The 21,646-nt window shown below is 61.0% G+C and carries 16 protein-coding genes and 2 pseudogenes; 11 read left to right on the top strand and 7 right to left on the bottom strand.

The genetic code is table 11. The annotated features are described in order from the left end of the window. The first annotated feature begins 181 nt into the window (after window positions 1-181). On the top strand, window positions 182-445 hold the full coding sequence (locus RPG13_RS00340; protein WP_287304229.1) for a hypothetical protein: 264 nt from the start codon (window positions 182-184) through the stop codon (window positions 443-445). A gap of 119 nt (window positions 446-564) precedes the next feature. Here RPG13_RS00340 and RPG13_RS00335 read toward each other — a convergent pair whose 3' ends face one another. From RPG13_RS00335 to RPG13_RS00325, 3 genes are all read right to left on the bottom strand, one after another. After that, complete coding sequence (locus RPG13_RS00335; RefSeq protein ID WP_337124163.1) at window positions 565-1,680, bottom strand: hypothetical protein; 1,116 nt, start codon at window positions 1,678-1,680, stop codon at window positions 565-567. Continuing rightward, the gene (locus tag RPG13_RS00330) at window positions 1,661-2,602 is read right to left on the bottom strand and encodes an AbiJ-NTD4 domain-containing protein (protein ID WP_337124162.1); all 942 of its coding nucleotides are present in this window, start codon (window positions 2,600-2,602) and stop codon (window positions 1,661-1,663) included. Before RPG13_RS00330 ends, RPG13_RS00335 begins: the two co-directional genes overlap by 20 nt. Before the next feature lie 255 nt (window positions 2,603-2,857). After that, on the bottom strand, window positions 2,858-3,919 hold the full coding sequence (locus RPG13_RS00325) for a hypothetical protein (protein WP_337124161.1): 1,062 nt from the start codon (window positions 3,917-3,919) through the stop codon (window positions 2,858-2,860). A gap of 330 nt (window positions 3,920-4,249) precedes the next feature. Here RPG13_RS00325 and RPG13_RS00320 point away from each other — a divergent pair, with 330 nt between their 5' ends. From RPG13_RS00320 to RPG13_RS00305, 4 genes are all read left to right on the top strand, one after another. Further along, window positions 4,250-5,077: a type IV toxin-antitoxin system AbiEi family antitoxin domain-containing protein gene (locus tag RPG13_RS00320; protein WP_287304239.1), complete on the top strand. Its 828-nt coding sequence runs from the start codon at window positions 4,250-4,252 to the stop codon at window positions 5,075-5,077. Next, the gene (locus RPG13_RS00315; protein WP_442921321.1) at window positions 5,074-5,289 is read left to right on the top strand and encodes a nucleotidyl transferase AbiEii/AbiGii toxin family protein; all 216 of its coding nucleotides are present in this window, start codon (window positions 5,074-5,076) and stop codon (window positions 5,287-5,289) included. Before RPG13_RS00320 ends, RPG13_RS00315 begins: the two co-directional genes overlap by 4 nt. A 610-nt stretch (window positions 5,290-5,899) precedes the next feature. Continuing rightward, entirely contained in the window at window positions 5,900-7,408 is a 1,509-nt protein-coding gene (gene ltrA, locus RPG13_RS00310; RefSeq protein ID WP_245475414.1) for a group II intron reverse transcriptase/maturase, read from the top strand. A gap of 202 nt (window positions 7,409-7,610) precedes the next feature. Beyond that, window positions 7,611-8,165, top strand: coding sequence for a nucleotidyl transferase AbiEii/AbiGii toxin family protein (locus tag RPG13_RS00305; RefSeq protein ID WP_337124160.1), 555 nt, complete (start codon window positions 7,611-7,613; stop codon window positions 8,163-8,165). Window positions 8,166-8,533: 368 nt separating this feature from the next. Here the strand turns inward: RPG13_RS00305 and RPG13_RS00300 are convergent, their stop codons facing one another. Beyond that, window positions 8,534-8,926, bottom strand: a complete 393-nt coding sequence (locus tag RPG13_RS00300; protein WP_287304244.1) for a hypothetical protein — start codon at window positions 8,924-8,926, stop codon at window positions 8,534-8,536. A gap of 267 nt (window positions 8,927-9,193) precedes the next feature. Here RPG13_RS00300 and RPG13_RS00295 point away from each other — a divergent pair, with 267 nt between their 5' ends. The 5 genes and pseudogenes from RPG13_RS00295 to virD4 all read left to right on the top strand — a co-directional run. Next, window positions 9,194-9,616: a helix-turn-helix domain-containing protein gene (locus RPG13_RS00295; protein WP_337126964.1), complete on the top strand. Its 423-nt coding sequence runs from the start codon at window positions 9,194-9,196 to the stop codon at window positions 9,614-9,616. A gap of 164 nt (window positions 9,617-9,780) precedes the next feature. Then, window positions 9,781-10,899, top strand: coding sequence for an AAA family ATPase (locus RPG13_RS00290; protein WP_292338055.1), 1,119 nt, complete (start codon window positions 9,781-9,783; stop codon window positions 10,897-10,899). Window positions 10,900-10,960: 61 nt separating this feature from the next. Next, complete coding sequence (locus RPG13_RS00285; RefSeq protein ID WP_337124159.1) at window positions 10,961-11,551, top strand: hypothetical protein; 591 nt, start codon at window positions 10,961-10,963, stop codon at window positions 11,549-11,551. An 892-nt stretch (window positions 11,552-12,443) separates the two neighbouring features. Then, window positions 12,444-13,149: pseudogene (locus tag RPG13_RS00280) on the top strand (IS5/IS1182 family transposase); the annotation flags it as partial. 295 nt (window positions 13,150-13,444) lie between these two features. Further along, window positions 13,445-14,714, top strand: a pseudogene (virD4, locus tag RPG13_RS00275) (type IV secretion system ATPase VirD4); the annotation flags it as partial. Between the two features lie 735 nt (window positions 14,715-15,449). On the opposite strand, the gene RPG13_RS00270 reads toward virD4, so the two are convergent. Both RPG13_RS00270 and RPG13_RS00265 read right to left on the bottom strand, forming a co-directional pair. Then, window positions 15,450-15,686, bottom strand: coding sequence for a hypothetical protein (locus RPG13_RS00270; RefSeq protein ID WP_337124158.1), 237 nt, complete (start codon window positions 15,684-15,686; stop codon window positions 15,450-15,452). A gap of 384 nt (window positions 15,687-16,070) precedes the next feature. Next, the gene (locus RPG13_RS00265; protein ID WP_337124157.1) at window positions 16,071-16,268 is read right to left on the bottom strand and encodes a hypothetical protein; all 198 of its coding nucleotides are present in this window, start codon (window positions 16,266-16,268) and stop codon (window positions 16,071-16,073) included. A 27-nt stretch (window positions 16,269-16,295) separates the two neighbouring features. On the opposite strand from RPG13_RS00265, the gene RPG13_RS00260 reads away from it, so the two are divergent. Then, window positions 16,296-21,530 (top strand): hypothetical protein, encoded by a 5,235-nt coding sequence (locus RPG13_RS00260; RefSeq protein ID WP_337124156.1) that lies wholly within the window; start codon window positions 16,296-16,298, stop codon window positions 21,528-21,530. Here the strand turns inward: RPG13_RS00260 and RPG13_RS00255 are convergent. Then, the gene (locus tag RPG13_RS00255; protein WP_287068744.1) at window positions 21,500-21,640 is read right to left on the bottom strand and encodes a hypothetical protein; all 141 of its coding nucleotides are present in this window, start codon (window positions 21,638-21,640) and stop codon (window positions 21,500-21,502) included. The two genes, RPG13_RS00260 and RPG13_RS00255, sit on opposite strands and share 31 nt — an antisense overlap. Window positions 21,641-21,646 lie beyond the last annotated feature (6 nt).

Below are 21,646 nucleotides of genomic sequence, written 5' to 3'. Positions count from 1 at the left end.
TACTGAAATCGTTGACAAGCCATTCTCATCATTAACTGCAAAGTGACACTTTCTCGACGAAGCGAAATGTTGAGAAGGATCGGTGCCTTGAACCCATGGAATCGGTACGCGGCGTCATTGCTGGCTGCTGTGGCTATGCTGGTCTCTACGGGCGCTATGGCCCACGGCGATCGACTCCCTTGTGAGATCGCGCCTGGCATTTGTCCTCGAACGCCTGAAGCTCAATGAACGCTATTCGAGAGAGATCAATATCTATCTGACGAGCCAGGTGACAGCGCTTAGAATGTGGCGTGGCGCCGATGGTGTTCGCAATTACCTTCTTGCGCAGGCGGACGTGGAAAGCGCCAGGTTTCATCTCAACCATTGGCAGCCCGTGCTACTGCGCTCCTTGGCGGAGCACGCCGGCTTCTGTCGCGGCGACTTCGTCGCCGTGCTGCCCATGTAGAGTCCAGTTGCTAACCGCTACAGCGGCGAGACGTGCCCGTGGGTGGCGCGAGGTGTGGACCACTGAAAGCCAAAGATCGGTGCATAGCCATTCTGCTCGGCTGAACCCTCAGACAGGCTCTACCCCTTAAGCCACGCTAGCCACTGCTCCCTGCTAATTCCAGGGACCAGAGGCGCCGGGTCCATTTCGAAGGTCATGCTGCCGGCACGGTGCACGAACTTTGAAGCACGCAAACCCGCCCAGAACAAAGCCAGGTCCTTGTCGGCGGTGCATAGCATGACGGGCTGATCCGGCCAGATGGCAAAGATGTGCATCAAGAGCTCGAGCGACCGTAGATCGGCCAGTGCGTTGTAGGCTTGGCGGCTCCCATAGCCGGATTTGAATTTCAAAACGCCTTTAGCCGGACTTTTCCCGTTTGGAACCAAGGCAGCGCTGAGGGCCGCGAGTACCACGAGCGAGCGAGCCGGAAGACCGAAAGAATTCGCGGTCGCGACAATCTCATCGCACACCGCCTGCACCCGCCTTTTGCCGACCGGTGCTTGAAGCGCGGGATTGAGGCGAACTAGGAAATCCTGCTTGCTGCCTATGCCGTCGCGGGTGTCTTCGATGAGTCCCAGGATTCCCTTCAGACCATTGGCGTCGGCAGCGATTAGGATGGCTTTTGGGAGCGCCGAACGCAGTTTTCTCGTCGCCTCATCGAGACTTCGTTGTGCAGATTCTGCCGTCGGGTGTTCCTTGGCGTCACCTTCGAGAGCGAACAACGCGGGGTTGATGCATATTGGGCTGTCCGCGAACAGATCGATGAAGTCGCCGCGGGTTCCATTCTTGGCCACCCCACCCCGCAGCCGCCGATCCAACTCGGCGACCACGCACCGGTCCGGTAACACGATAGAATTGTCCTCGAGCGCGATGGCCGAGGGCAGCCATCCTCCTTTGACAAGGCCGATGGATTTCGATGCAAAGCGACTTTGTAGCTCCGCCCGGAAGCTTCCGATTTGCCCTATTTCAGTGGGGCCGACGTCGCCGCCGATGATTGTCCCGCGGCCGGCAAGGGGAATGACCATCGGTTGATCGAGCTTGGCATTCGCCAGGACCTCGTAGTCCAAGGGCTCGAATGTGAGATCCGCTAACTGCACTTCTCGGCCCTCTTCCCCATTAGAGCCGGACTCCCGGTAGATCATCACGCGCTTGTTCGGCACTGGCGAAGGTGATCCGTCAGAAGGGAATGTCGTCATCGGCAGTGAGCTCCGCTGGCATCGACGGCTCGGAGTCCGACTTCGGCGGCGGCGAGCGTTCGAGATGTTTGGTGATGAGGAAGTTGTGAAAGGCGGCCGCTATCTGAATCGCAAGATCACCGTAGGAGGGTGGGATGGCGACGATGTCTTTGCCCTGGCCGTGACCGCCCAGCTTGTTCCGTAGGAAGGGCAGGGCTCGCAAGACTTGATCCATGAAGCCGGCGCGGACGTTTTCGGGCAAGTCGTCGAAATAGCCTTGGGCACCGAGTTCCTTGATCAGCCTGTCTCCATTGGCATGCTCGAGCTTCGTCAACACGTTCATGACACTCTCGAAGCTGTGGCCGGCAAAAAAGATCGCCTCACGGACGTGGCCGGTACCCAGATACTGGCGTGCCTTAGCGTATTCGTTCGCCGCACCCGTAAACTGGTTTGCGGCAAGAGAGTCGTGGGCATTGGCCGCAAGCCTGGCGCCAACGAAATCGGCGTCGAGTTTGAAAAACTCGCCATCCGACATGCGCCAGGGGCAATCGTGGAGTTCGAAGATCTGGTTGACCTTCTGGCGTAACGCGTCCTTTTCCGCCGCATCCATGTAGCTGGAAGCGATTTCAATCGTGTCGAACACATAGGCGCCTTCGCCAGTCAGCACGAGGAGACGCAGCGCCTCGTGATATTGGGTGTCGTCCGGATATGGCGTCACCGGAACGCGCTGCCAGCCATTCTCGGTGAGGAGGTCGCTCTCGGTTTCCTCGAGCACCGACGAACGTGAAATCCAGTTGTCATAGGGGTCCCGCTGAATGTGCATCGGCGCATTGAACGCGGAGAGCTGGGTCCAGACCTTGCGGCGCGCGGCCTGGGGAATCTCAATGGAAAGGGCATTGCTTTCGATTGCCCGCAGGTAACGTTGGCTGAACAATACGCGCATCTCATTCCCCCGCATCGGATAGATGAACTCGGTCTCCGCGAAGAATCTCTCGTAGCCAGAGCTCGTGCGGCTCACAAGGCGGACAAAGCGCGCAGCTTGATAAATTGTCGGGCGGCAAGCATGTTGGACTAGTCGCTGGCAATCTTACTGGCTCGCGCAAACCGCCGGTGACCGACGTACATGAGCAAGACGCATCATCTCGACCTTCTGAACAACAGCATCACCGCACGTCATCTGCCGGGATTGCTTGGGCCTTCAAGCGATCAGCCAGATGAATGTCGTCCCCTCCAATAGCACCGGAACGCCATTTTGAACCGTCGGTTCGTTTCTTGCCCGTCGAAATGCCGGGCCTACCATAGAAACGCGCTGCCCAGCCGGAACGCGCTCAAGGAGCTCAACGACCCTATCGAGAACTGCCTGGCCGTGCGGCGTTCCCGTCTCGGCGGCGTACTCCGACTTTGCTCTATCCGAAACGCGCATTTTTAATGCCGGGCCGGCAAGGTTCGGATCACCGCGGGCGACGTCTACGGCGGCAGACACGAGAGCAACGCCAACGGAAAGCAGATCATTCCGGCGTGCCAGAAACGGAATGACGGCCATCTCTAGCGACTCGTCGTTGAAGGAAGACAAAAGCGTCAGCAACTCGCGGACATCCCCCTCCCAGACACCCGCATCCAGAAAATCATCTTCGTCCGAAAATGATTTCCAGAGGACTTGCCCCAAGGCTTCTTCGCCGCGTGCGTAACGGGGGTGACCGGCAAGCAGTGGCTTCACCTTCTCCCAAGACGAGATAGGCAGATGAAATGTGCTGATCGTCGGGGACGTTCCGAGCCAGTGATCGCTAGGCAAAAAGAGCCCGACTTCCGTTTCGCCGCCAGTATAATGGTCCCAGAAGCCGACATAGACAACCGAGCTGAGATCTGGCTCGAACACGGCATCCACAGTCGCGAGCTTGAGCCCAGCGAGGTCTTTCAGCGCATCAACAGCGCCCGAAAGCCTGTCGACGCATCTGCGCCATTTCAGCTCCTTGTCCGGATCATGTTTGGAGTCGTTATAGAGCTCTCGCAGGTGATGGAGGGCGGCAACAGTCGACGACTGCGCACCGAAACCGGCGAGATTGTCGATCAACTGATACAAGTTCGTCCGGCGACTGGCGGTTGGAAAAACTACGGCTTTCAGGAAGAATTCCATCCGGGACGTGAATGGCTCGATCAGTTCCGCCAAGTCTGACCGTGAGAATGTCTCGTGGCCTAAGGCTCTCATGCGGTCCAAAACCGTCTCTGCATCGTTGACTATTGCATCACCACGCGTCTGCATCTTCCCCACCATTCTATCAAGATCTTTCAGTTATCAGCACTTGCCCATCACCAACGTCTGTTCTTCAAAGAGTTCTGCAGAGGCGCACCCGCAGCAAGCCCAAGCCGAAAAGCCGCGTTTCGTACGCATGTCAACCGGCGTCTCCGGCCCCCATGCTCGCGAGGGGTTGATACCGACCCTGTTTTCGGCGGATGGCTCATCCAACTAAGCGGTGCTCTTTTACCCCAAATCATGTTCAAAAAGCCGGCGTTGGCGCGGAGAACCGAAAACGATTTGTTCAACCCCTTCGCGTTATGTTGAAAAATCCGCGCTAAGAGCGGATAATGACGCATGGTTCACGATCAACGCTCCGCGCTGGCAACTCATATCACAGGCCTGCTCTCCGCAGGTCAGGTGGTCTTTACGAGCGAGCAAGCCGAACAGGCGCTCGGTGTCGGACGCGGTGCATTCCTCGATGCGGCTGAGCGCCTTCAACGCCGCAAGGCGCTGATCCGGCCGCGGCAAGGGTTCTATGTCGCGGTGCCCCCGCAGTTTGCCTCCTGGGGTGCGCCGCCGCCTTCATGGTACATCGATGCGCTTATGCGCCACGAACAGCAGCCCTACTATGTCGGCTTGCTGAAGGCAGCGGAACTCCACGGGGCCACGCACCAGGCCGTGATGGAATTCCAGATTATCACAGCCAAGCGCATGCCGAAAATCAAAGCCGGCCGTAATCTCATCGTCTTCTATTACCGCAAAGACATCGCAGCAGTGGAGTCGGGCATCGAGGACCGGAAGACGGATACAGGCAGAATGAAAATTTCCTCCCCCGCCCTCACGGCGCTGGACCTCCTGCGCTACCCGCAGGCGGCGGGCGGGATCGACAATGTCGCGACGGTTCTCACGGACCTTGCCGAAAAGGTCGATCCTTCCCAGCTCGCCGCACTGTCCGATGAGGCCGAGCGGCCCGTCGTCCAACGTCTCGGTCACCTGCTGGAGCGTCTGGGGCATTCGAATCGCGCCGATCCGATGCACGCGGCGCTGATGGCGCGCGGCGCGGCGCCGTGGACGGAGCTCGACCGGCATGAGACGCGCGATCCAGATTTCACGCCGGCTCCGCAGGAGCACGACGACCATTGGCGTGTGATCGTGCGCCGTCGGCCGGAGGTCGATGAATGATTCCCGCTCAGAACATCGTCGCCTGGGGCAACGTCGTTCCGTGGGCTGATCAGCGTCAGATCGAGCAGGACCTCATCATCAGCCGCGCGCTTGTCGACATCTTCAATGACGATCTCCTGTCCGCCGAACTGCGTTTTCGCGGCGGCACGGCGCTTAACAAGCTGCACTTCCCCGAACCGCTGCGCTATTCGGAAGACATTGGTGCGCCGTGACGGCGCGGGAGGGTAGTATGACATAGTTAGAACCCTCCTAGCTTTGCTGATTTTCGACCGACGGCTGCAATGCCGTCCCTTTCGTGGGAACAACGAAAGGAAGGGGACCGAAAAGCTGGACCGGGTGTCGCCGGTTCGGTGCCATAAGCAGATCGGTCTGAACTGTACCGGACGGAAGCCATCACTACCGGGCCGGGCTACCGCAGTGCTCATGGTGAGACAACGAAGTGCGTGACTGAAGCCTCTGAATATCCGAGAAGTTTCCCAACCGTGATGGCGGGGGAGACAAACAGAGCGATCAGACATGGCAGGGCTCAATGTTCCCTGCTGAGGGGTGCGAGAAATACGCACTCGGGGTGGGCGAGTTCCTTCAACCCACTCTCCGTATCGCCAGGGGTATAGCGCACCACCTACAGGCACGAAGGTTGAAAATCGGAACACGGGAACCTGAACCGTCTGCCCGGCAGGAACCGGGCTAGCCGCGACGACCGGAGACGGGCGTGTTCAGGGGCGGAGCCTCCGTAGTAGTCCGAGTCCAGGAAAGCTGGGCACATGGCGAAGGGAGGCAGGAAGACGATCGGTTGGCATGACGGAGGAGTGATCTGTGGACATGGATCATCAGGCTGATGAAGCTTGGGTACTCGGCGTTCAGCGCAAACTGTATCAGTGGAGTAAGGCGAATCCCGACGAACAGTGGCGGGACATGTGGGGCTGGCTGACAGACTCGCGCATGCTTCGTCACGCTTGGCGTCGCGTGTCCACCAATAAGGGCGGGCGCACGGCCGGGGTCGACGGGATGACCGTAGGACGCATCCGGAAGAGAGGAGAGCTACGCTTTCTCGACAGGCTTCAGGCTGAACTGCGCTCTTGCGCGTACAGACCGAGCCCGGCGAGGCGCAAGCTCATCCCCAAAGCCGGTAAACCGGGGCAGTTCCGGCCCCTGGGCATTCCCACGGTCAAGGACCGCGTCGTACAAAGCGCGGTCAAAACACTTCTGGAGCCAATCTTCGAGGCGCAGTTCTGGCATGTTTCCTATGGGTTCAGGCCCGGACGGAGCACGCACGGCGCCTTGGAGCATATCCGACGGGCTGCTCAGTCGCATAAACGCGGCGGGGATACCCGGAGGCACGGGATGCCATATCCGTGGGTCATCGAGGGAGACATCAAGGGCTGCTTTGACAACATCAACCATCACTATCTGATGGAACGGCTACGCAAACGCGTCGCCGACCAGCGGGTGGTACGGTTGGTCGGGCAGTTCCTGAAAGCCGGCGTGCTGGCGGAGGAGCAGTTCTTCCGCACGGAAGCCGGAACCCCGCAAGGTGGGATCATATCACCGCTGCTCGCCAACATTGCGCTCAGCGCGATTGAGGAGAGATATAAACGGTGGGTGCATCCTGATCTGACGGGGAGGTCTTCACGACAATCGATACTCTCGGCGGCATCGGGTAGACGTATGTGGGATCGCAAAGCAGGGCACTGCGTGTGCTTCCCTGTGCGCTATGCAGACGACTTCGTGGTGCTGGTTTCCGGCACGCAGGAACAGGCCATCGAGGAGAAATCCGCGCTGGCAAAATACCTGCGGGAAACAACGGGCCTTGAGTTGTCACCGGAAAAGACGAAGATCACCGCAATGACGGACGGGTTCGAGTTCCTCGGATTCCGCTTCGTCATGGAATGGGACGGGCGCTACGGATATTGTGCACGCGTACAAATCCCCAAGGCCAAGTCCCTCGATCTCCGTCACAAAGTCAAGGAGTGCACTGGGCGTGACAGCGCGAGAGGCACCCTTGGTGCAAAGCTTCAGGAGCTTAATCCCATCCTGCGCGGATGGGCGAATTACTTCCGCTTTTGCTACGGAGCCAGCAACGTGTTTACCAGCCTCGACTGGTACACCGGGGATCGGCTCTGGCGCTGGCAACGGAAAGTTCGCCCAAACGCCAACGCGAGCGAAATCGCAAAAGGCCGACAGCGTAGCAGTCGCCGTCCGACGGTGAGACTGTGGCGCGATGGGTCCGTCGAGCAATATATGCTCGCATGGACTCTCGTCTGCCGGTTTCGTCTGGCGTGGATGGGAACGCCAAACTTCGCCACGTCTTCTGGCGAGCCGGATGCATAACGAAAGGTGCACGTCCGGTTCTGCGAGGGGTGGTGAGAAACGGACCGCTGCAAGGCGGCACCGCGCTCGCCACCTACTCTACATCTCGTCCGAACGACCGCAGGACCCATCGGATCGATTCTGGATCAACTGCGTGTCGTCCTCGAGCCGTGGCCGGGCGCAATTCGATCAAAGCCCGGTTGCGCCGAAATTTCGCTTCCGTGTGGATGCCGAAGACGGAAGCGACGTTCCCATTCGCCTCAAAGTCGAAATCAATACACGCGAAATCGAAGCTTACGATGCGCCGCAAGCGCTGCCGTTTCGGATAGACAATCCCTGGTTTACCGGCGAAGCCGCCATTCCGACCTTCTCTCGGGAGGAAATGCTCGCCACCAAGCTGCGGGCTCTCCTGCAGCGCGACAAGGGACGTGATCTCTATGATCTTTCCCATGCTCTGAATGTTTTTGAAGGGCTTGATGTTGCGCGAGTCATCGAACTGTTCAGCCGCTATCTTCAGTTTGCTGGCCAATCGATATCCCGGGCCCAGGCCGAGGAACGGATGTTCGCCAAACTGGCAAATCCCCGGCTCTTGACTGATATGCGGCCATTGCTGCCGCCGGCGCAGGCGGAGGTTTTGTCGGACGACGCCACCAAAGAGGCTTTCGAGCGCGTCTTCGAGGGGCTGGTTGCAAAGATCGCCGGCGACACCTGGGTTCGCACCGAGGAGATGAAAGAAAGGTTTGGGCTGACAGGTCCGTCCGCTCAAAACGTCCCATAGCATCGTCCGGAAGAGGGTGGGACGTCCCCTTCGGCGGGCTATTGACTTCGCTGAACTTGCCGATCGATTCAAATCGCCTATGCTGGGGCATGGCTGATCCGGCCTTGCCGTCCACATTGGCGAAGCCCACGGGCAGGAATGAACGATAATCCCGTATAAACCTCTCTCCAAGGTGCGCGGGCCAAGTGGACCCGCCGTTGCAAGCACCGCAGGAACGGTTCCATTCGAATCCACTTTTCCGATCTCATTCGACCGAAATAGGCTGCAAAATATCTGGCCCGCGTCGCGGCCGAACTAAGCCTCGCATCCGTGCATGAGGCACTCGCGCGCACTCTAGGCTAGCCACTTGGCGTTGGACCGGCCTTCATTTATGCCGTTTCGCCGGTCATGACGTAACCGGGATTGAGCGTGCTGAAGTCTTGTTGTGTTGGTACCGTGCTGCGGTATTCCGGCGCCTTGATATCGAGATCGATGAGCTCGTGCACGGCGCCGCCGTGCAGAAGACGCAGCACTTCGCTTAGGGCGAGGGCTGCGGCCGCGGCGCCAACGAATGGCGCGCCGACGGCCTTGCCAGCGAGCAGAGTGACGCCGCATCGATCGAGCGCACCGCTCGTGAGCAGACCTCGGTATGCAGGGCGGTCCTCAACATGGTCGTCGGCCTGCGCGCCGCGCCAGATCTGCGACGCCGGCCTCGAGGCCGGCAGGGTGTGCAGGCGGATCGCGCGAAAGTCGCGATGTCCACGGCCCAGTCCAGCTTCCACCTGTCGCTTGGCTGTTAATTACAAGAATGCGACCGTTCTGGTCATTGCGGGCTACTTAAATACGAGAATGGAATAGTTTGGAGTCTCAAATTACTGTAGCCACATTGTCTCTAAGATGTTGGATTCGTTGAATATCGTGCACCGTTGTCTGCAATGCGACGGCACCACGTTGTTCGCCGCGATTATCAAATTAAGTGCCGATCTGTGATATTGATTCTCAATTTAACTGTCACATTCTCGAATTAAGTGAACGGCTAAGTTACTGAAATCGTTGAAGAGCGATTCTCATATTTAACTGCCAAGCGACAGGAAGGTCTGGCCGCCCATCATCTGCCGTGCCTGCATCTCGGCGCCAAGAACATTCCGCGGGAGCGACGTCGTGCCCGCGGCCGAACCGATCGCTTGCTTGCCTGGATCGACGCAATATACGAAGCGGCGAGCGTTGGGCTGAAGGAGCATGACCGTCTGCTGCTTGCCAAGGGCCAGATGGAGCGTGTGCTGCGCGGCCGCCGCGCCAGCTCGAGGTTGCCCGCATTGCTCGATCTGGTCCTCTCACGTCCGCTGGTGTCGACCAGCATGATCCAGGACACGCTCGAAGTTTCCCGGCAGGGCGCGCTGGACCTCGTCGGCGCACTCAACCTGCGCGAGATGACGGGCAGGGGGAGCTACCGGGCGTGGGGGATTGTGTAGGACGGACTCACCGAAACCGTATTTCTGGGGCATCGTGTTGCATCCCCCTGTCGGGAACCGGCAGTAGAGATGATGAATTACAAGTGGACCATTCGTCACTGGGTTCCGAAGTGCTGGTCCATTAAGGAATTTTGATTATAGAGTGCGACAGGCGGTGATTTGCCATGGTCGCGCTGCTGGGGGTTCGGGAAGGTCATACAATGGCATCGGCTCAACAACTGATCGGGCTCGTGAAGAGCCACGCTGAGGGGGACGAAGGGCGGTTCTTCGACCTTGCGATGCAGCTTGCTGCAGCCGAGGAACAAAAGGGGCATGCCCGCTTGGCCGAGCAATTGCGCCAGTGGGCTGAGGCGGGTCAGCAGCCTCCGAGGTCTGCACGTGCCGCGCCCACGCCAATCGCGGCTCCGCGTGGGGACTTAGCGGCCTTTCTCAGCGCAAGCTATCCCACAACCCGGTTGAACGACCTGATCCTGCCGGTGCATCTGGCGGACGAGCTCTCCCAGATCGTCACTGAAACTCGAATGACGCAAAAGTTGGAAGAAAAAGGTCTGCGTCCGCGCCGACGCTTGCTTCTGGCTGGTCCACCCGGCACAGGAAAGACGCTGACCGCGGAAGCACTCGCTGGCGAGTTGAAGTTTCCGCTGTTCACCGTCCTCCTTCACGGTCTGATTACGAAATTCATGGGGGAAACCGCACAGAAGCTGCGGATGATTTTCGATGCGGTGCGGACAAACCGAGGCGTTTATCTGTTCGACGAGATTGACGCGCTAGCGGCTTCGCGAGGCGCGGACAACGACATTGGTGAGGCGCGTCGAATCTTGAATTCGTTCCTGCAATTCCTCGATGAGAACACTGGCCCGTCGATCGTGATCGCGACCACGAATCTTCCCGAGATTCTTGACCGGGCCGTTCTGCGCCGCTTCGATCTTGTACTCCCTTATCAACTGCCGGATGCGGAGGCGATCGAAAAAGCAATGCGCCGTCGGCTGCGAGGCTTTGATGTCGGCGCTGTCGACTGGAATGATGTGGTGCAACACGCCGGGGGGCTGTCCACGGCGGACGTCGTTGCTGCAGGGGAGGATGCCGCGAGACGGGCGGTTTTGGGCAACTCAAGCGAGATCAGGACTTCTGCCGTGGTCGCGTCCCTCGAACGCCGCCGGTCGCTGCATAGCATAGGGGCGGGAACGTATGCCGAGGGATCGACGACACTTCATTCTCAACGGGCTGTCAAAGTCCGAAAAGTTCAAACCAAAAGGCCAGCCGTCAACAAAGCATCCAAGTGACGTTGCTGATCGTGCCGGTCATGCTCAGGCGCTGCTACAGGCCATCGACCATCTTCCCGATGTGAAAGCTGAAGGAACCGCAGGCGTCTATCTCGATGTGGCTGGCCGAGCCGGCGAGATCATGGTCACCACCGGCCTCAACGCCAGCGATCTGACGCTTCTGCGTTTCGAGCCTGCCCAAACCGCTGCCAACCAACCGCCGCGAGCAACTGTCTTTGCGACTGGCGACGGTGTGGCCAAGCTACGCCGTAAAATTGAGGATTTCGCACAGAAGAACCGCACGAAGAAGGATGGCACGGAAGGGCGTCCCTACCATGCGGATCTTGTGCAAAGCATTGGCGCCATTGTTGAGGCGGGGCTTCGCGCTTTGTGGCGGAGCCCGGCTGCGAGGTTCCCGGATGGCGATGGAGCCGTTCCGTGGGAGTTGTGGCTGGACAAGACGCAGGCGGCGGCGTTTGTCGGAAGCGCTCCCGAGTATGAGGTCGCCGTGGGTGCGGATCGGCTCGAGTTCCCGGAAGACATCGTCGTCATTGCGACCGCTACAAGAGATGCTCTTGCGTTGGCAGTGAGGCGTCTCGGAGGGGTTCGCGCTCTTGCTGCTCCCTCGATCACCGCCGACTATTTCGATGCAATGCTGTCGCTTGGCACTTAAACGTAAGAATGCGGCAGTTTGTGCGGGCGGTGGCACTTAACTTAAGAATCTCAGCGCGTCGGTTCTCAAATAAGATGCAAAAGCGTGAACCACACACACCCCGACGCCGACACACTATGGCATTGAAATCGTAGGGAAGTTATCGGCCTCTTTCTAAGGCAAATCCCTTGATCTAGCACACAGAAATACAGAAAATATTCTGCCAGCTCGTTCTCGATTTAACTGCAAAAAATCGCGACGGAATCTCAATTTAAGTGCTCATTCTCAATTTTAGTGCACGGCTAAGTCACGGAAATCATTGACACGGGATTCTCATAATTAACTGCCAAGCGACACCACGGCCCATCGGGTGCGTGGTTTGTGGCAGGCATATCCTGATGTGCAAATAATGCGCCACTTCAACGCCCTTATTGTGTGCAAGGCCGCTGCTGATGAACTTGTGCCGAAAACATCCGGTGAGCTCGCGGAATCCTGATGGTATCTCTGTCCGAAAGCAGACAGGCGAATGTCAACGGATTTGTGGTATTCCGCACTAAAAGCGCATAATCGGACATGGTTCACGATCAACGCTCCGCCCTAACAACATATTTGGCCAGCCTCCTTTCTGCCAGGCGTGTGTGTTTTCGATTGAGGAAGCTGAGGCAAGCCTTGGGTGTGTCGCGTGGGGCTGCTGTCCTCGACGCTGCGGAGCGCCCGCAGCGCCGGAAACTGCCGGTGGGCGAAATCGATGAGGAGAGTGAAACGGACGGGAGCGCTTGGGCTTTCGTCTCTCCGGATAACCCGCCGTTCTTTATTTCGACCAAGCGTCGGAAACGGATCGCCACCAATTCCTGACCGACGGAATGGAACAGGTTCCGTGCTCATTGAGTCCTTGCCGCATTTTTGCATCGCGCGCCTGCGCATGGGCGATGAGCGGCTGACGGCGCTGCTGCAGGAGAGCCTGGCGGCGGCGACTCGGCTGAAGCGGCCAAGCCGGCCGACTTCCGCGGTGATCGTCGAGACCACCGTGCAGGAGAAGGCGATCACCTTTCTGACCGACGCCAAGCTGATGCATCGCGGCGAGCGGCTGTCAAGCTGGCCAGGAAGCACGGCATTCGCTTACGCCAGTCCTATGCGCGGGTCGGCAAGATCGCGCTGATCAAGTATCAGCGTTATGCTCACGCCAAGCAGTGCAAGCGGGCCAACCGGCAGCTCAAGCGGCTGCGCACCATGCTGGGTGCGGTGATCCGCGACATCACTTGCAAGATCGCCGGGCGGCCGGAACTTATGGCGCCCTTCGGTCTGCCGCTGTCGCTGGCCCGCCGCGTCAGGGACCTGCGCCAGCGTGAAAGCGGCAGGAAGGTCTACTCCCTGCATGCTCCCGAGGTCGAATGCATCGGCGAAGGCAAGGCCCACAAGCCCTATGAATGCGGCGTCAAGGTCTCGGTCGCCAATCACGGCCGCGGTGGTCAGTTCGTCGCCCATATCACGGCGCTGCCCGGCAATCCCTACGGCGGCCACACGCTGGCCACCATCCTTCCCGCATCGAGAACTCGATCGGCGCCAACCTCGCCAGGATCGTCGCCGATACCGGCCATCGCGGCCACAATGCCCCGAAGGGCAAGATGTTCTTTGGCACGCTGCATGCGTAGTCCTCCAAAAGGACGCACAGACTGAGGAGAAGTCGTCCGCTGACCACGCTCACCGGAAAGTCAGGCGAGTACGGTGGCAACTGCGATACTGTCGGTGACGTTTGGTGACGGAGGGAGCTTGGCGGGACATTGGGATGATTTGGCTCAAGAGCTTTGCTACCGTTGACGGTTCGGTGTCTGAAAGCAAGCGCAGCGTTAGCTACCGAACGATGGCTTCAACAAAAACGACGCCCCCACCATAGCTCTTAGCATCGCGTGCTTTGCTGGTAAGGGCGTCGGCATAGTCATTCCAACGCTACTTACATTCAAAGGCTCAGTGATAGCTCTCGACGTCAAGGGGGAGCTCTTTGAGCTCACCTCGAGGGCGCGCCAGGCCGCCGGCGACGAGGTGTTCAAATTTGCGCCGCTGGATTCGGAGCGGCGCACGAATTGCTATAATCCGCTGTTGGACCTTATAGCGCTGTCTCCACAACAGCAATTCACCGAGGCCCGCCGCTTGGCGGCAAACCTAATTACGGCGAAGGGGGAGGGCGCGGAAGGTTTCGTCAGCGGTGCGCGAGATCTCTTTGTCGCTGGCATCCTCGCCTGCATCGAGCGGGGCACGCCAACAATCGGCGCCGTCTATGATCTCTTCGCCCAGCCGGGGGAGAAGTTTAAGCTCTTCGCGCGACTCGCCATGGAGACCCGGAACAAAGAGGCACAACGCATCTTCGACGACATGGCGGGGAACGATACAAAAATCCTAACCTCCTACACGTCCGTCCTTGGCGATGGCGGGCTCAATTTGTGGGCCGATCCCGCTGTAAAGGCGGCGACAAGTCGCTCAGATTTTTCGGTCTATGATCTTCGCCGTCGCAGAACGTGCATCTATCTTTGCGTTGGTCCGAACGATCTTGAGGTGGTCGCGTCTGTGATACGCCTGTTCTTTCAGCAAGTCGTTTCAATTCTACAGCGGTCGCTGCCTCGCCGGGATGAAAAATATGAAGTTCTGTTTGGAGGCGATCGAGACCGCAATTACGACCATCGCGGGCTACAAGGGTCGCTTCATGTTCATCATCCAAAGCCTTTCGGCTCTGACGGGGGCCTATGGCGAGGCGGCTGGCAAGCAGAATTTTCTCAGCAATACCGGACTGCAAGTGTTCATGGCCACTGCCGATGACGAGACTCCGAACTACATTTCCAAAGCTATCGGTGAATACACATTTCAAGCCCAATCGATTTCCTACAGCCAGGCGCGAACGTTCGATTGGAACATCCAGAATTCACATCAGGGTGCACCGCTGTTACGTCCCGAACAGGTGCGGCTGCTCAATGACGAGTACGAGATCGTTCTCGTCAAAGGTCTGCCACCATTGCAATTGAGGAAGGTGCGATATTTTTCGGATCGCATTCTGAAACGCATCTTTGAAAACCAGACAGGCGCCCTCCCGGAGCCGGCGCGTTTGATGAAAGCAGACGAGGGGCTCTCGGCAGAATCTCAACCCGATGAGCCGCTGCGTGGATTGGCGCAGGACTTTGACGATACAGTTTGATGTGAGGCTAGCATGGACCCGCTAAATAGTAGTACATCCCGTGTAACAGCTTTGTCGCAGGTGCAGGACGCCGGCTTGGAAGAGGGGCAAACGGACCAGGCCCGGCAAGTGGGCTATGAGCAGCACCTTGCCGAGGCCCGGAGGCTGTTCGATCAAGCTGACGAGTCGCCAACCAATCCAGAGGAGCTTCTGCGACTGGAACAGGGGTTGAGCGAAGTGCTTCAGCGACGGCAGGATGATCAAGCCGCCTCGTCTTTTTTCGGCGACCCAGGGATGCCCGCTGGACCGGGTGACCTCAACAGCATTGTGGCCGCCGCTTTCGCAGCGGCCGGCTCTGGGCACGCCGGAGTTGAGGCCGCCGCCCCGCCAGCTTTAGCTGCCAGCCAACAGCAGATCCGGCCCTGGCCGGATGCGCTTGACCAGGGCAACCACCTGCCACCCGAGCGGGTCATCATCAACAATGAACATTCCACAGCGCTGTTGTGGCCAGCGGAGAGGCAGAGGGCCCTGAATACGCCGCAAGCCGCCGCCATTCAGCAGCCGCTGAGTGAAATCGGCAATTCAGGCGACCCCGTGCCGATGCAGCCCCCCATGCAGCAGTTGGGTGAATTGCCATTGGAAGGGGTACCCGTTCAAGGGACTGGGTCCGAACACATCGGAAGGCTGCATGCGGAGGCCGCGCCCTCCGCAAGGTCTGAGGCACCCCCCGCTGCGATCGAGAACTCCATAAACGTCTCATTCGCCGTCCCCAAAGGCTTCTCCCATGGGACTCAACGCGTCCCAGACGCGACGCTCTCTTTCTTGGACCGCCATGACCCCTTGCCGGATGCGGGCCAGGCGCGGCAAGCGGGCTTTGAGCAGCACGTGGCCGAGCCGCGCCGAGCCGATCCTGTCGCGAGTGGCGCCCGTGCTACCGGCTATCCCCATCTGTCCGACGAACACCGGGACCTTATTGATCAGGCGATCGCCCACGCTGCGGCTCAGCAAAAATATAGCGTGAGCACGGTCCAAACATACACGTATGCACTTCGCCGATTGGCGAATGATCTCGGCGCTCGTGGCCAAGCGACTGATCTAAAAAATCACCAATCCCTGGTCGATCACGTCGATGCTTTTTTTCCGCTAAACGATGAAATAAAGGCGGCGTTGAACGTCCTGCGTGCGTATCATGAGCCGGGCTATTCGGCGACTGCCCGGCGGCCAGTGCCCTCAAAGGCAGACGCGCGTATCTTAGAACAAGTGGCCAGTGAAAGCAGGTTGGCCTCAAGCACCCGTGTTATCTATGGTCGTAATCTTCGCAGATTTTCTGAGGCGCTTGAGAGTCGGGGCCTGACGATCGCTGGGCTGGATCACGATTCACGGATCAAATTCGCCGAGAGGTTGTTTCCAGGCAACCGCTATCCCTCCGCGTTGCGACAGGTTCGTGACGGGGTCCCCGAGGCGCTCCGGCCGCTGTTCGATGATCAAGCTGACGAGTCGCCAACCAATCCAGAGGAGCTTCTGCGACTGGAACAGGGGTTCCGCGAAGTGCTTCAGCGACGGCAGGATGATCAAGCCTCGTCTTTTTTCGGCGACCCAGGGATGCCCGCTGGACCGCGTGACCTCAACAGCATCGTGGCCGACGCTTTGGCGGCGGCCGGCTCTGGGCACGCCGGAGTTCAGGCCGCCGCCCCGCGAGCCGCCGCCATTCAGCAGCCGCTGAGCGAAATCGGCAATTCAGGCGGCCGCGTGCCGATGCAGCCGCCCATGCAGCAGTTGGGTGAATTGCCATTGGAAGGGGGACCGGTTCAAGGGACTGGGTCCGAACACATCGGAAGGCTGCATGCGGAGGCCGCGCCCTCCGCAAGGTCTGAGGCACCCCCCGCTGCGATCGAGGACTCTATAAACGTTTTCGCCGTCCCAGACGCGATGCTCTCCTCCGATGCACAGATCGCAGCTCTTCGGTCAGGTTCGTCCAACCTCCCCCGGGGGGCGGTGCTCGGCCCCGACCTGCTGGATGACGCCCATATCAGCAGGGATTACCAGTTGCTGGAGCAGAGCCTGCAGGTGGACCACCCAGCGCTCGCCGCCCGAACGCGGCTGGTGGATTCCTTGGTCTCCCAGCAACTGCGCCGTCACGACCGGGACCCGCAACCTACATTGCTGTCCATCTATCATCACAACGACGTCGCAGCCGAATTCGTGTTCCTGCCAGTGAACAGTGGCGATCCCATGGCTACGGTGGCGACTGATGGACGCAACGAGCATTGGTCGCTGCTGCTCGTTGATCGCCGCGACCCGGAAAGAGCGGTCGCCTATCACTACGACTCCATCCATCAGCGCGATGGACGGGGATACAATGACGCGCCTGCACGAGAGCTCGCAGCAAGACTGGACGCGACCACCGTGGTGACACCCGACATGGCCCGGCAGAACAACGGTGTTGATTGCGGCGTCTTCGTGGTGGACGGCACGCGCGCGCTGGTTCAGAGATTGGCGAACCAAGAGTGGCCGGAACGGCAGCGGCCGCTGCACCTCGACGACCTCGTCGCCGATCGGCAGGCGCTGCAAAACCGACTGAGGCAGGGCCGCTTGCCGCACGAGCTTGCCGCAATCCCCGCGGAAGCTTTTGGAGCAGCCGGGTCGCAACAAGCCGTGTTGCAAGAGCAGCAAGCCCGACAAGTCGCGCCAGCGCCGTTTGACCAGCACTTGAGCAAGTCGCGCGAGGCCCACGACGAGCTGACGGGTACACTTGACAGGAGCAACTGCGTGAACAGCGGGGGCGTCATCATCAACACTGAACATTACACAGCACTGTTGAGACCAGCGAAGAGGCAGAGGACAGAAAATCCGCAAAGCCTCGCCATGGGGCGGCAGCCGAGCGAAGCAACCACGACGTCCATCGGCCAAGCCTCCGATCAAGCCCGAGCGGACCTGATGGCTTCCTTCAGAAGCACTCCTGGGTTTCCTGCCGTGGACGGGGGAGCGACTGAGAGAGCGGAGGACTACGAGCACGCCCTGGGCATCCTCAGGGAACAGTTGCCGGAGGCGAAGTGGAGTGTGGCGGAGTCTTGGCTCGCCTTGGAGGAGGAGGCTTCCGGACAGGCATGGCGGATGGTCGAGCAGTTCCGGGGAGACCCAGCGAGCCGGGTCGAACACGATGCGCCTACTCGCGCCGGCAGCCTTGTTCTGCCGGCGGATGAGGACGTGGCCAGCGGAACATATCCGCAAACCGACGCGCATCCGCGGCAAGCTCTCCCCTCGGACGCTATGGAGGAGGTTCAGCAGTTTGTGGAGCTTTCGCCGCAGCCCCTTGCCGGGCCAAGCGACAGCACTCCTGGGTTTCCTGCCGTGGACGGGGGAGCGACTGAGAGAGCGGAGGACTACGAGCACGCCCTGGGCATCCTCAGGGAACAGTTGCCGGAGGCGAAGTGGAGTGTGGCGGAGTCTTGGCTCGCCTTGGAGGAGGAGGCTTCCGGACAGGCATGGCGGATGGTCGAGCAGTTCCGGGGAGACCCAGCGAGCCGGGTCGAACACGATGCGCCTACTCGCGCCGGCAGCCTTGTTCTGCCGGCGGATGAGGACGTGGCCAGCGGAACATATCCGCAAACCGACGCGCATCCGCGGCAAGCTCTCCCCTCGGACGCTATGGAGGAGGTTCAGCAGTTTGTGGAGCTTTCGCCGCAGCCCCTTGCCGGGCCAAGCGACAGCACTCCTGGGTTTCCTGCCGTGGACGGGGGAGCGACTGAGAGAGCGGAGGACTATTCCGGACAGATGGTCGAGCAGTTCGGGCGAGACGGTTTTCCAGCGAGTCCGGACCAACTCGATGCGCTCACTCACGCCGATTTCCCTCAAATCTCTGCCGGGGCCGATCCGACGGTTTCGGGGCTGCCCCCCGAGCAACCTGCCATCCCGAACGAGATTATGGAGGCACGCGATCGGGCGGGTGCCAAGCGCGGGAGGCCGGCCGCCGAACATGAGCAAGACGGCACGGCGGCTCAACGGCGGCAAGTGGAAGTGCCGCAGCGTATGGCGCTCGGCCCCACCGAATGGCTGGGCGACGAGCACATTCATGCGGACTACAATCGTCTTGCCAGGGATATGAGACAGACCTACCCAGAGTTCGCTGCCCAGACCAGTTTTGTGCCGCCCGCGGTTGTCCACATGCTGGTCAATGCCGAGGCAGATAATCTGCAGGACACGCTGCGAGGGCTTTATGTCAACGATGCTGGGCAAGAGCCACGGTTCCTGTTTTGGGTGAACAATGCCAATAGTGCTACCGCCGGGACGCACTGGTCGCTCCTGTTCGTCGACCGAAAACATCCCCAGGGGCAGCAGGCCGTTCATTACAATTCACTGACGGGCTCTGGGCAGGGCGTTATTGCACGCAACCTCGCTCGCAAGCTGGGGGAGGAGACATGGTACCAGGAAGGGCAGATGGCGCCGCAGGGCAACGGATATGACTGCGGTGTTTCCGTGCTTGAGGCCACGCGCGAACTGGTGAGCAGGCTGGCGAACAGCCAGCCGCCAGAGGGCGCATCGCTGGATCTTCGAAGCGTTGTCGCCGATCGTACGGCGTTACTGGCGCGGCACGGGGCGCGACCGGCAATCGTCTTGGAGCAGCGTGATACGGCGTCGAACTTGAAACCGAAGCGCGGGAAAAACTTTGGCGAATTGGCGAGGGATGAAGACATAGAGCTGGATCCCTCCGATGAGAAGATGGAGGGCGGACCCGACCTGGCCGCGATCGCGGCGGCGACGCCGCGGCAGCCGAGGCAGAGCAACGCAGCCTGGGCGGACGCGCTGAAGGCGGCCCATTCCGATCTCAGCGCCGCGGATGCCGCCATAATCGTCGGCGCCACAAAGGGCCATATCGCCGAGAGGGCAGCGTTCCAGGCGGTGTCGGCCCCGGACCAGGCGAGGCTGGCCGCGATCGCGGCGGCGACGCCGCGGCAGCCGGGGCAGAGCAACGGAGCCTGGGCGGACGCGCTGAAGGCGGCCCATCCCGATCTCAGCGCCGCGGATGCCGCCATAATCGTCGGCGCCACAAAGCGCCATATCGCCAGGAGGGCGGCGTTCAAGGCGGTGTCGGCCGCGGACCAGGCGAGGCTGGCCGCGATCGCGGCGGCGACGCCGCGGCAGCCGGGGCAGAGCAACGGAGCCTGGGCGGACGCGCTGAAGGCGGCCCATTCCGATCTCAGCGCCGCGGATGCCGCCATAATCGTTGGCGCCACAAAGAGCCAGATCGCCGAGAGGGCGGCGTTCAAGGCGGTGTCGGCCCCGGACCAGGCGAGGCTGGCCGCGATCGCGGCGGCGACGCCGCGGCAGCCGCGGCAGAGCAACGGAGCCTGGGCGGACGCGCTGAAGGCGGCCCATTCCGATCTCAGCGCCGCGGATGCCGCCATAATCGTCGGCGCCACAAAGGGCGAGATCGTAGGGAGGGCGGCGTTCAAGGCGGTGTCGGCCCCGGACCAGGCGAGGCTGGCCGCGATCGCGGCGGCGACGCCGCGGCAGCCGGGGCAGAGCAACGGAGCCTGGGCGGACGCGCTGAAGGCGGCCCATTCCGATCTCAGCGCCGCGGATGCCGCCATAATCGTTGGCGCCACAAAGGGCGAGATCACCAGGAGGCCGGCGTTCAAGGCGGTGTCGGCCCCGGACCAGGCGAGGCTGGCCGCGATCGCGGCGGCGACGCCGCGGCAGCCGGGGCAGAGCAACGGAGCCTGGGCGGACGCGCTGAAGGCGGCCCATTCCGATCTCAGCGCCGCGGATGCCGCCATAATCGTCGGCGACACAAAGACAAGCGAGATCGTAGGGAGGGCGGCGTTCAAGGCGGTGTCGGCCCAGGACCAGGCGAGGCTGGCCGAGATCGCGGCGGCGACGCCGCGGCAGCCGGGGCAGAGCAACGGAGCCTGGGCGGACGCGCTGAAGGCGGCCCATCCCGATCTCAGCGCCGCGGATGCTGCCATAATCGTTGGCGCCACAAAGACAAGCGATATCGCCAGGAGGGCGGCGTTCAAGGCGGTGTCGGCCCAGGACCAGGCGAGGCTGGCCGAGATCGCGGCGGCGACGCCGCGGCAGCCGGGGCAGAGCAACGGAGCCTGGGCGGACGCGCTGAAGGCGGCCCATCCCGATCTCAGCGCCGCGGATGCTGCCATAATCGTTGGCGCCACAAAGACAAGCGATATCGCCAGGAGGGCGGCGTTCAAGACGGTGTCGGCCCAGGACCAGGCGAGACTGGCCGAGATCGCGGCGGCGACGCCGCGGCAGCCGCGGCAGAGCAACGGAGCCTGGGCGGACGCGCTGAAGGCGGCCCATCCCGATCTCAGCGCCGCGGATGCCGCCATGATCGTTGGCGACACAAAGAACAATATCGTAGGGAGGGCGGCGTTCCAGACGGTGTCGGCCCCGGACCAGGCGAGGCTGGCCGCGATCGCGGCGGCGACGCCGCGGCAGCCGCGGCAGAGCAACGGAGCCTGGGCGGACGCGCTGAAGGCGGCCCATCCCGATCTCAGCGCCGCGGATGCCGCCGTGATCGTTGGCGACACAAAGAACAATATCGTAGGGAGGGCGGCGTTCCAGACGGTGTCGGCCCCGGACCAGGCGAGGCTGGCCGCGATCGCGGCGGCGACGCCGCGGCAGCCGGGGCAGAGCAACGGAGCCTGGGCGGACGCGCTGAAGGCGGCCCATTCCGATCTCAGCGCCGCGGATGCCGCCATAATCGTTGGCGCCACAAAGGGCGAGATCACCAGGAGGCCGGCGTTCAAGGCGGTGTCGGCCCCGGACCAGGCGAGGCAGCCCCCAGGCCTTCAGCGCACACCAGCGCCTCGTTCGATGTAGCAGCCACTGGCCGCCTCGAAGAGATAGGTTCGCAGTAGGGGATCGCCCGTCCAGAGATATGGCCTGTGGCATCCGTCTCGGCCGACTGCTTGCCGCGGCGTTAGGCCCAGATAGGC

Origin of the sequence: Mesorhizobium sp. ISC15, from assembly GCF_037162615.1 — a bacterium.
Classification (GTDB): Bacteria; Pseudomonadota; Alphaproteobacteria; order Rhizobiales; family Rhizobiaceae; genus Mesorhizobium; species Mesorhizobium mediterraneum.
Note: the sequence above shows the minus strand (reverse complement) of the source record. Positions and strands in the feature narration are given on the sequence as shown.

Coding starts and splice junctions, on each gene's coding strand:
- RPG13_RS00290 (WP_292338055.1), top strand. CDS start 9,781: ATGGTCGCGCTGCTGGGGGTTCGGGAAGGTCATACAATGGCATCGGCT.
- RPG13_RS00320 (WP_287304239.1), top strand. CDS start 4,250: ATGGTTCACGATCAACGCTCCGCGCTGGCAACTCATATCACAGGCCTG.
- RPG13_RS00330 (WP_337124162.1), bottom strand. CDS start 2,602: ATGCGCGTATTGTTCAGCCAACGTTACCTGCGGGCAATCGAAAGCAAT.
- RPG13_RS00325 (WP_337124161.1), bottom strand. CDS start 3,919: ATGCAGACGCGTGGTGATGCAATAGTCAACGATGCAGAGACGGTTTTG.
- RPG13_RS00335 (WP_337124163.1), bottom strand. CDS start 1,680: ATGACGACATTCCCTTCTGACGGATCACCTTCGCCAGTGCCGAACAAG.
- RPG13_RS00315 (WP_442921321.1), top strand. CDS start 5,074: ATGATTCCCGCTCAGAACATCGTCGCCTGGGGCAACGTCGTTCCGTGG.
- ltrA (WP_245475414.1), top strand. CDS start 5,900: ATGGATCATCAGGCTGATGAAGCTTGGGTACTCGGCGTTCAGCGCAAA.
- RPG13_RS00260 (WP_337124156.1), top strand. CDS start 16,296: ATGCCCGCTGGACCGCGTGACCTCAACAGCATCGTGGCCGACGCTTTG.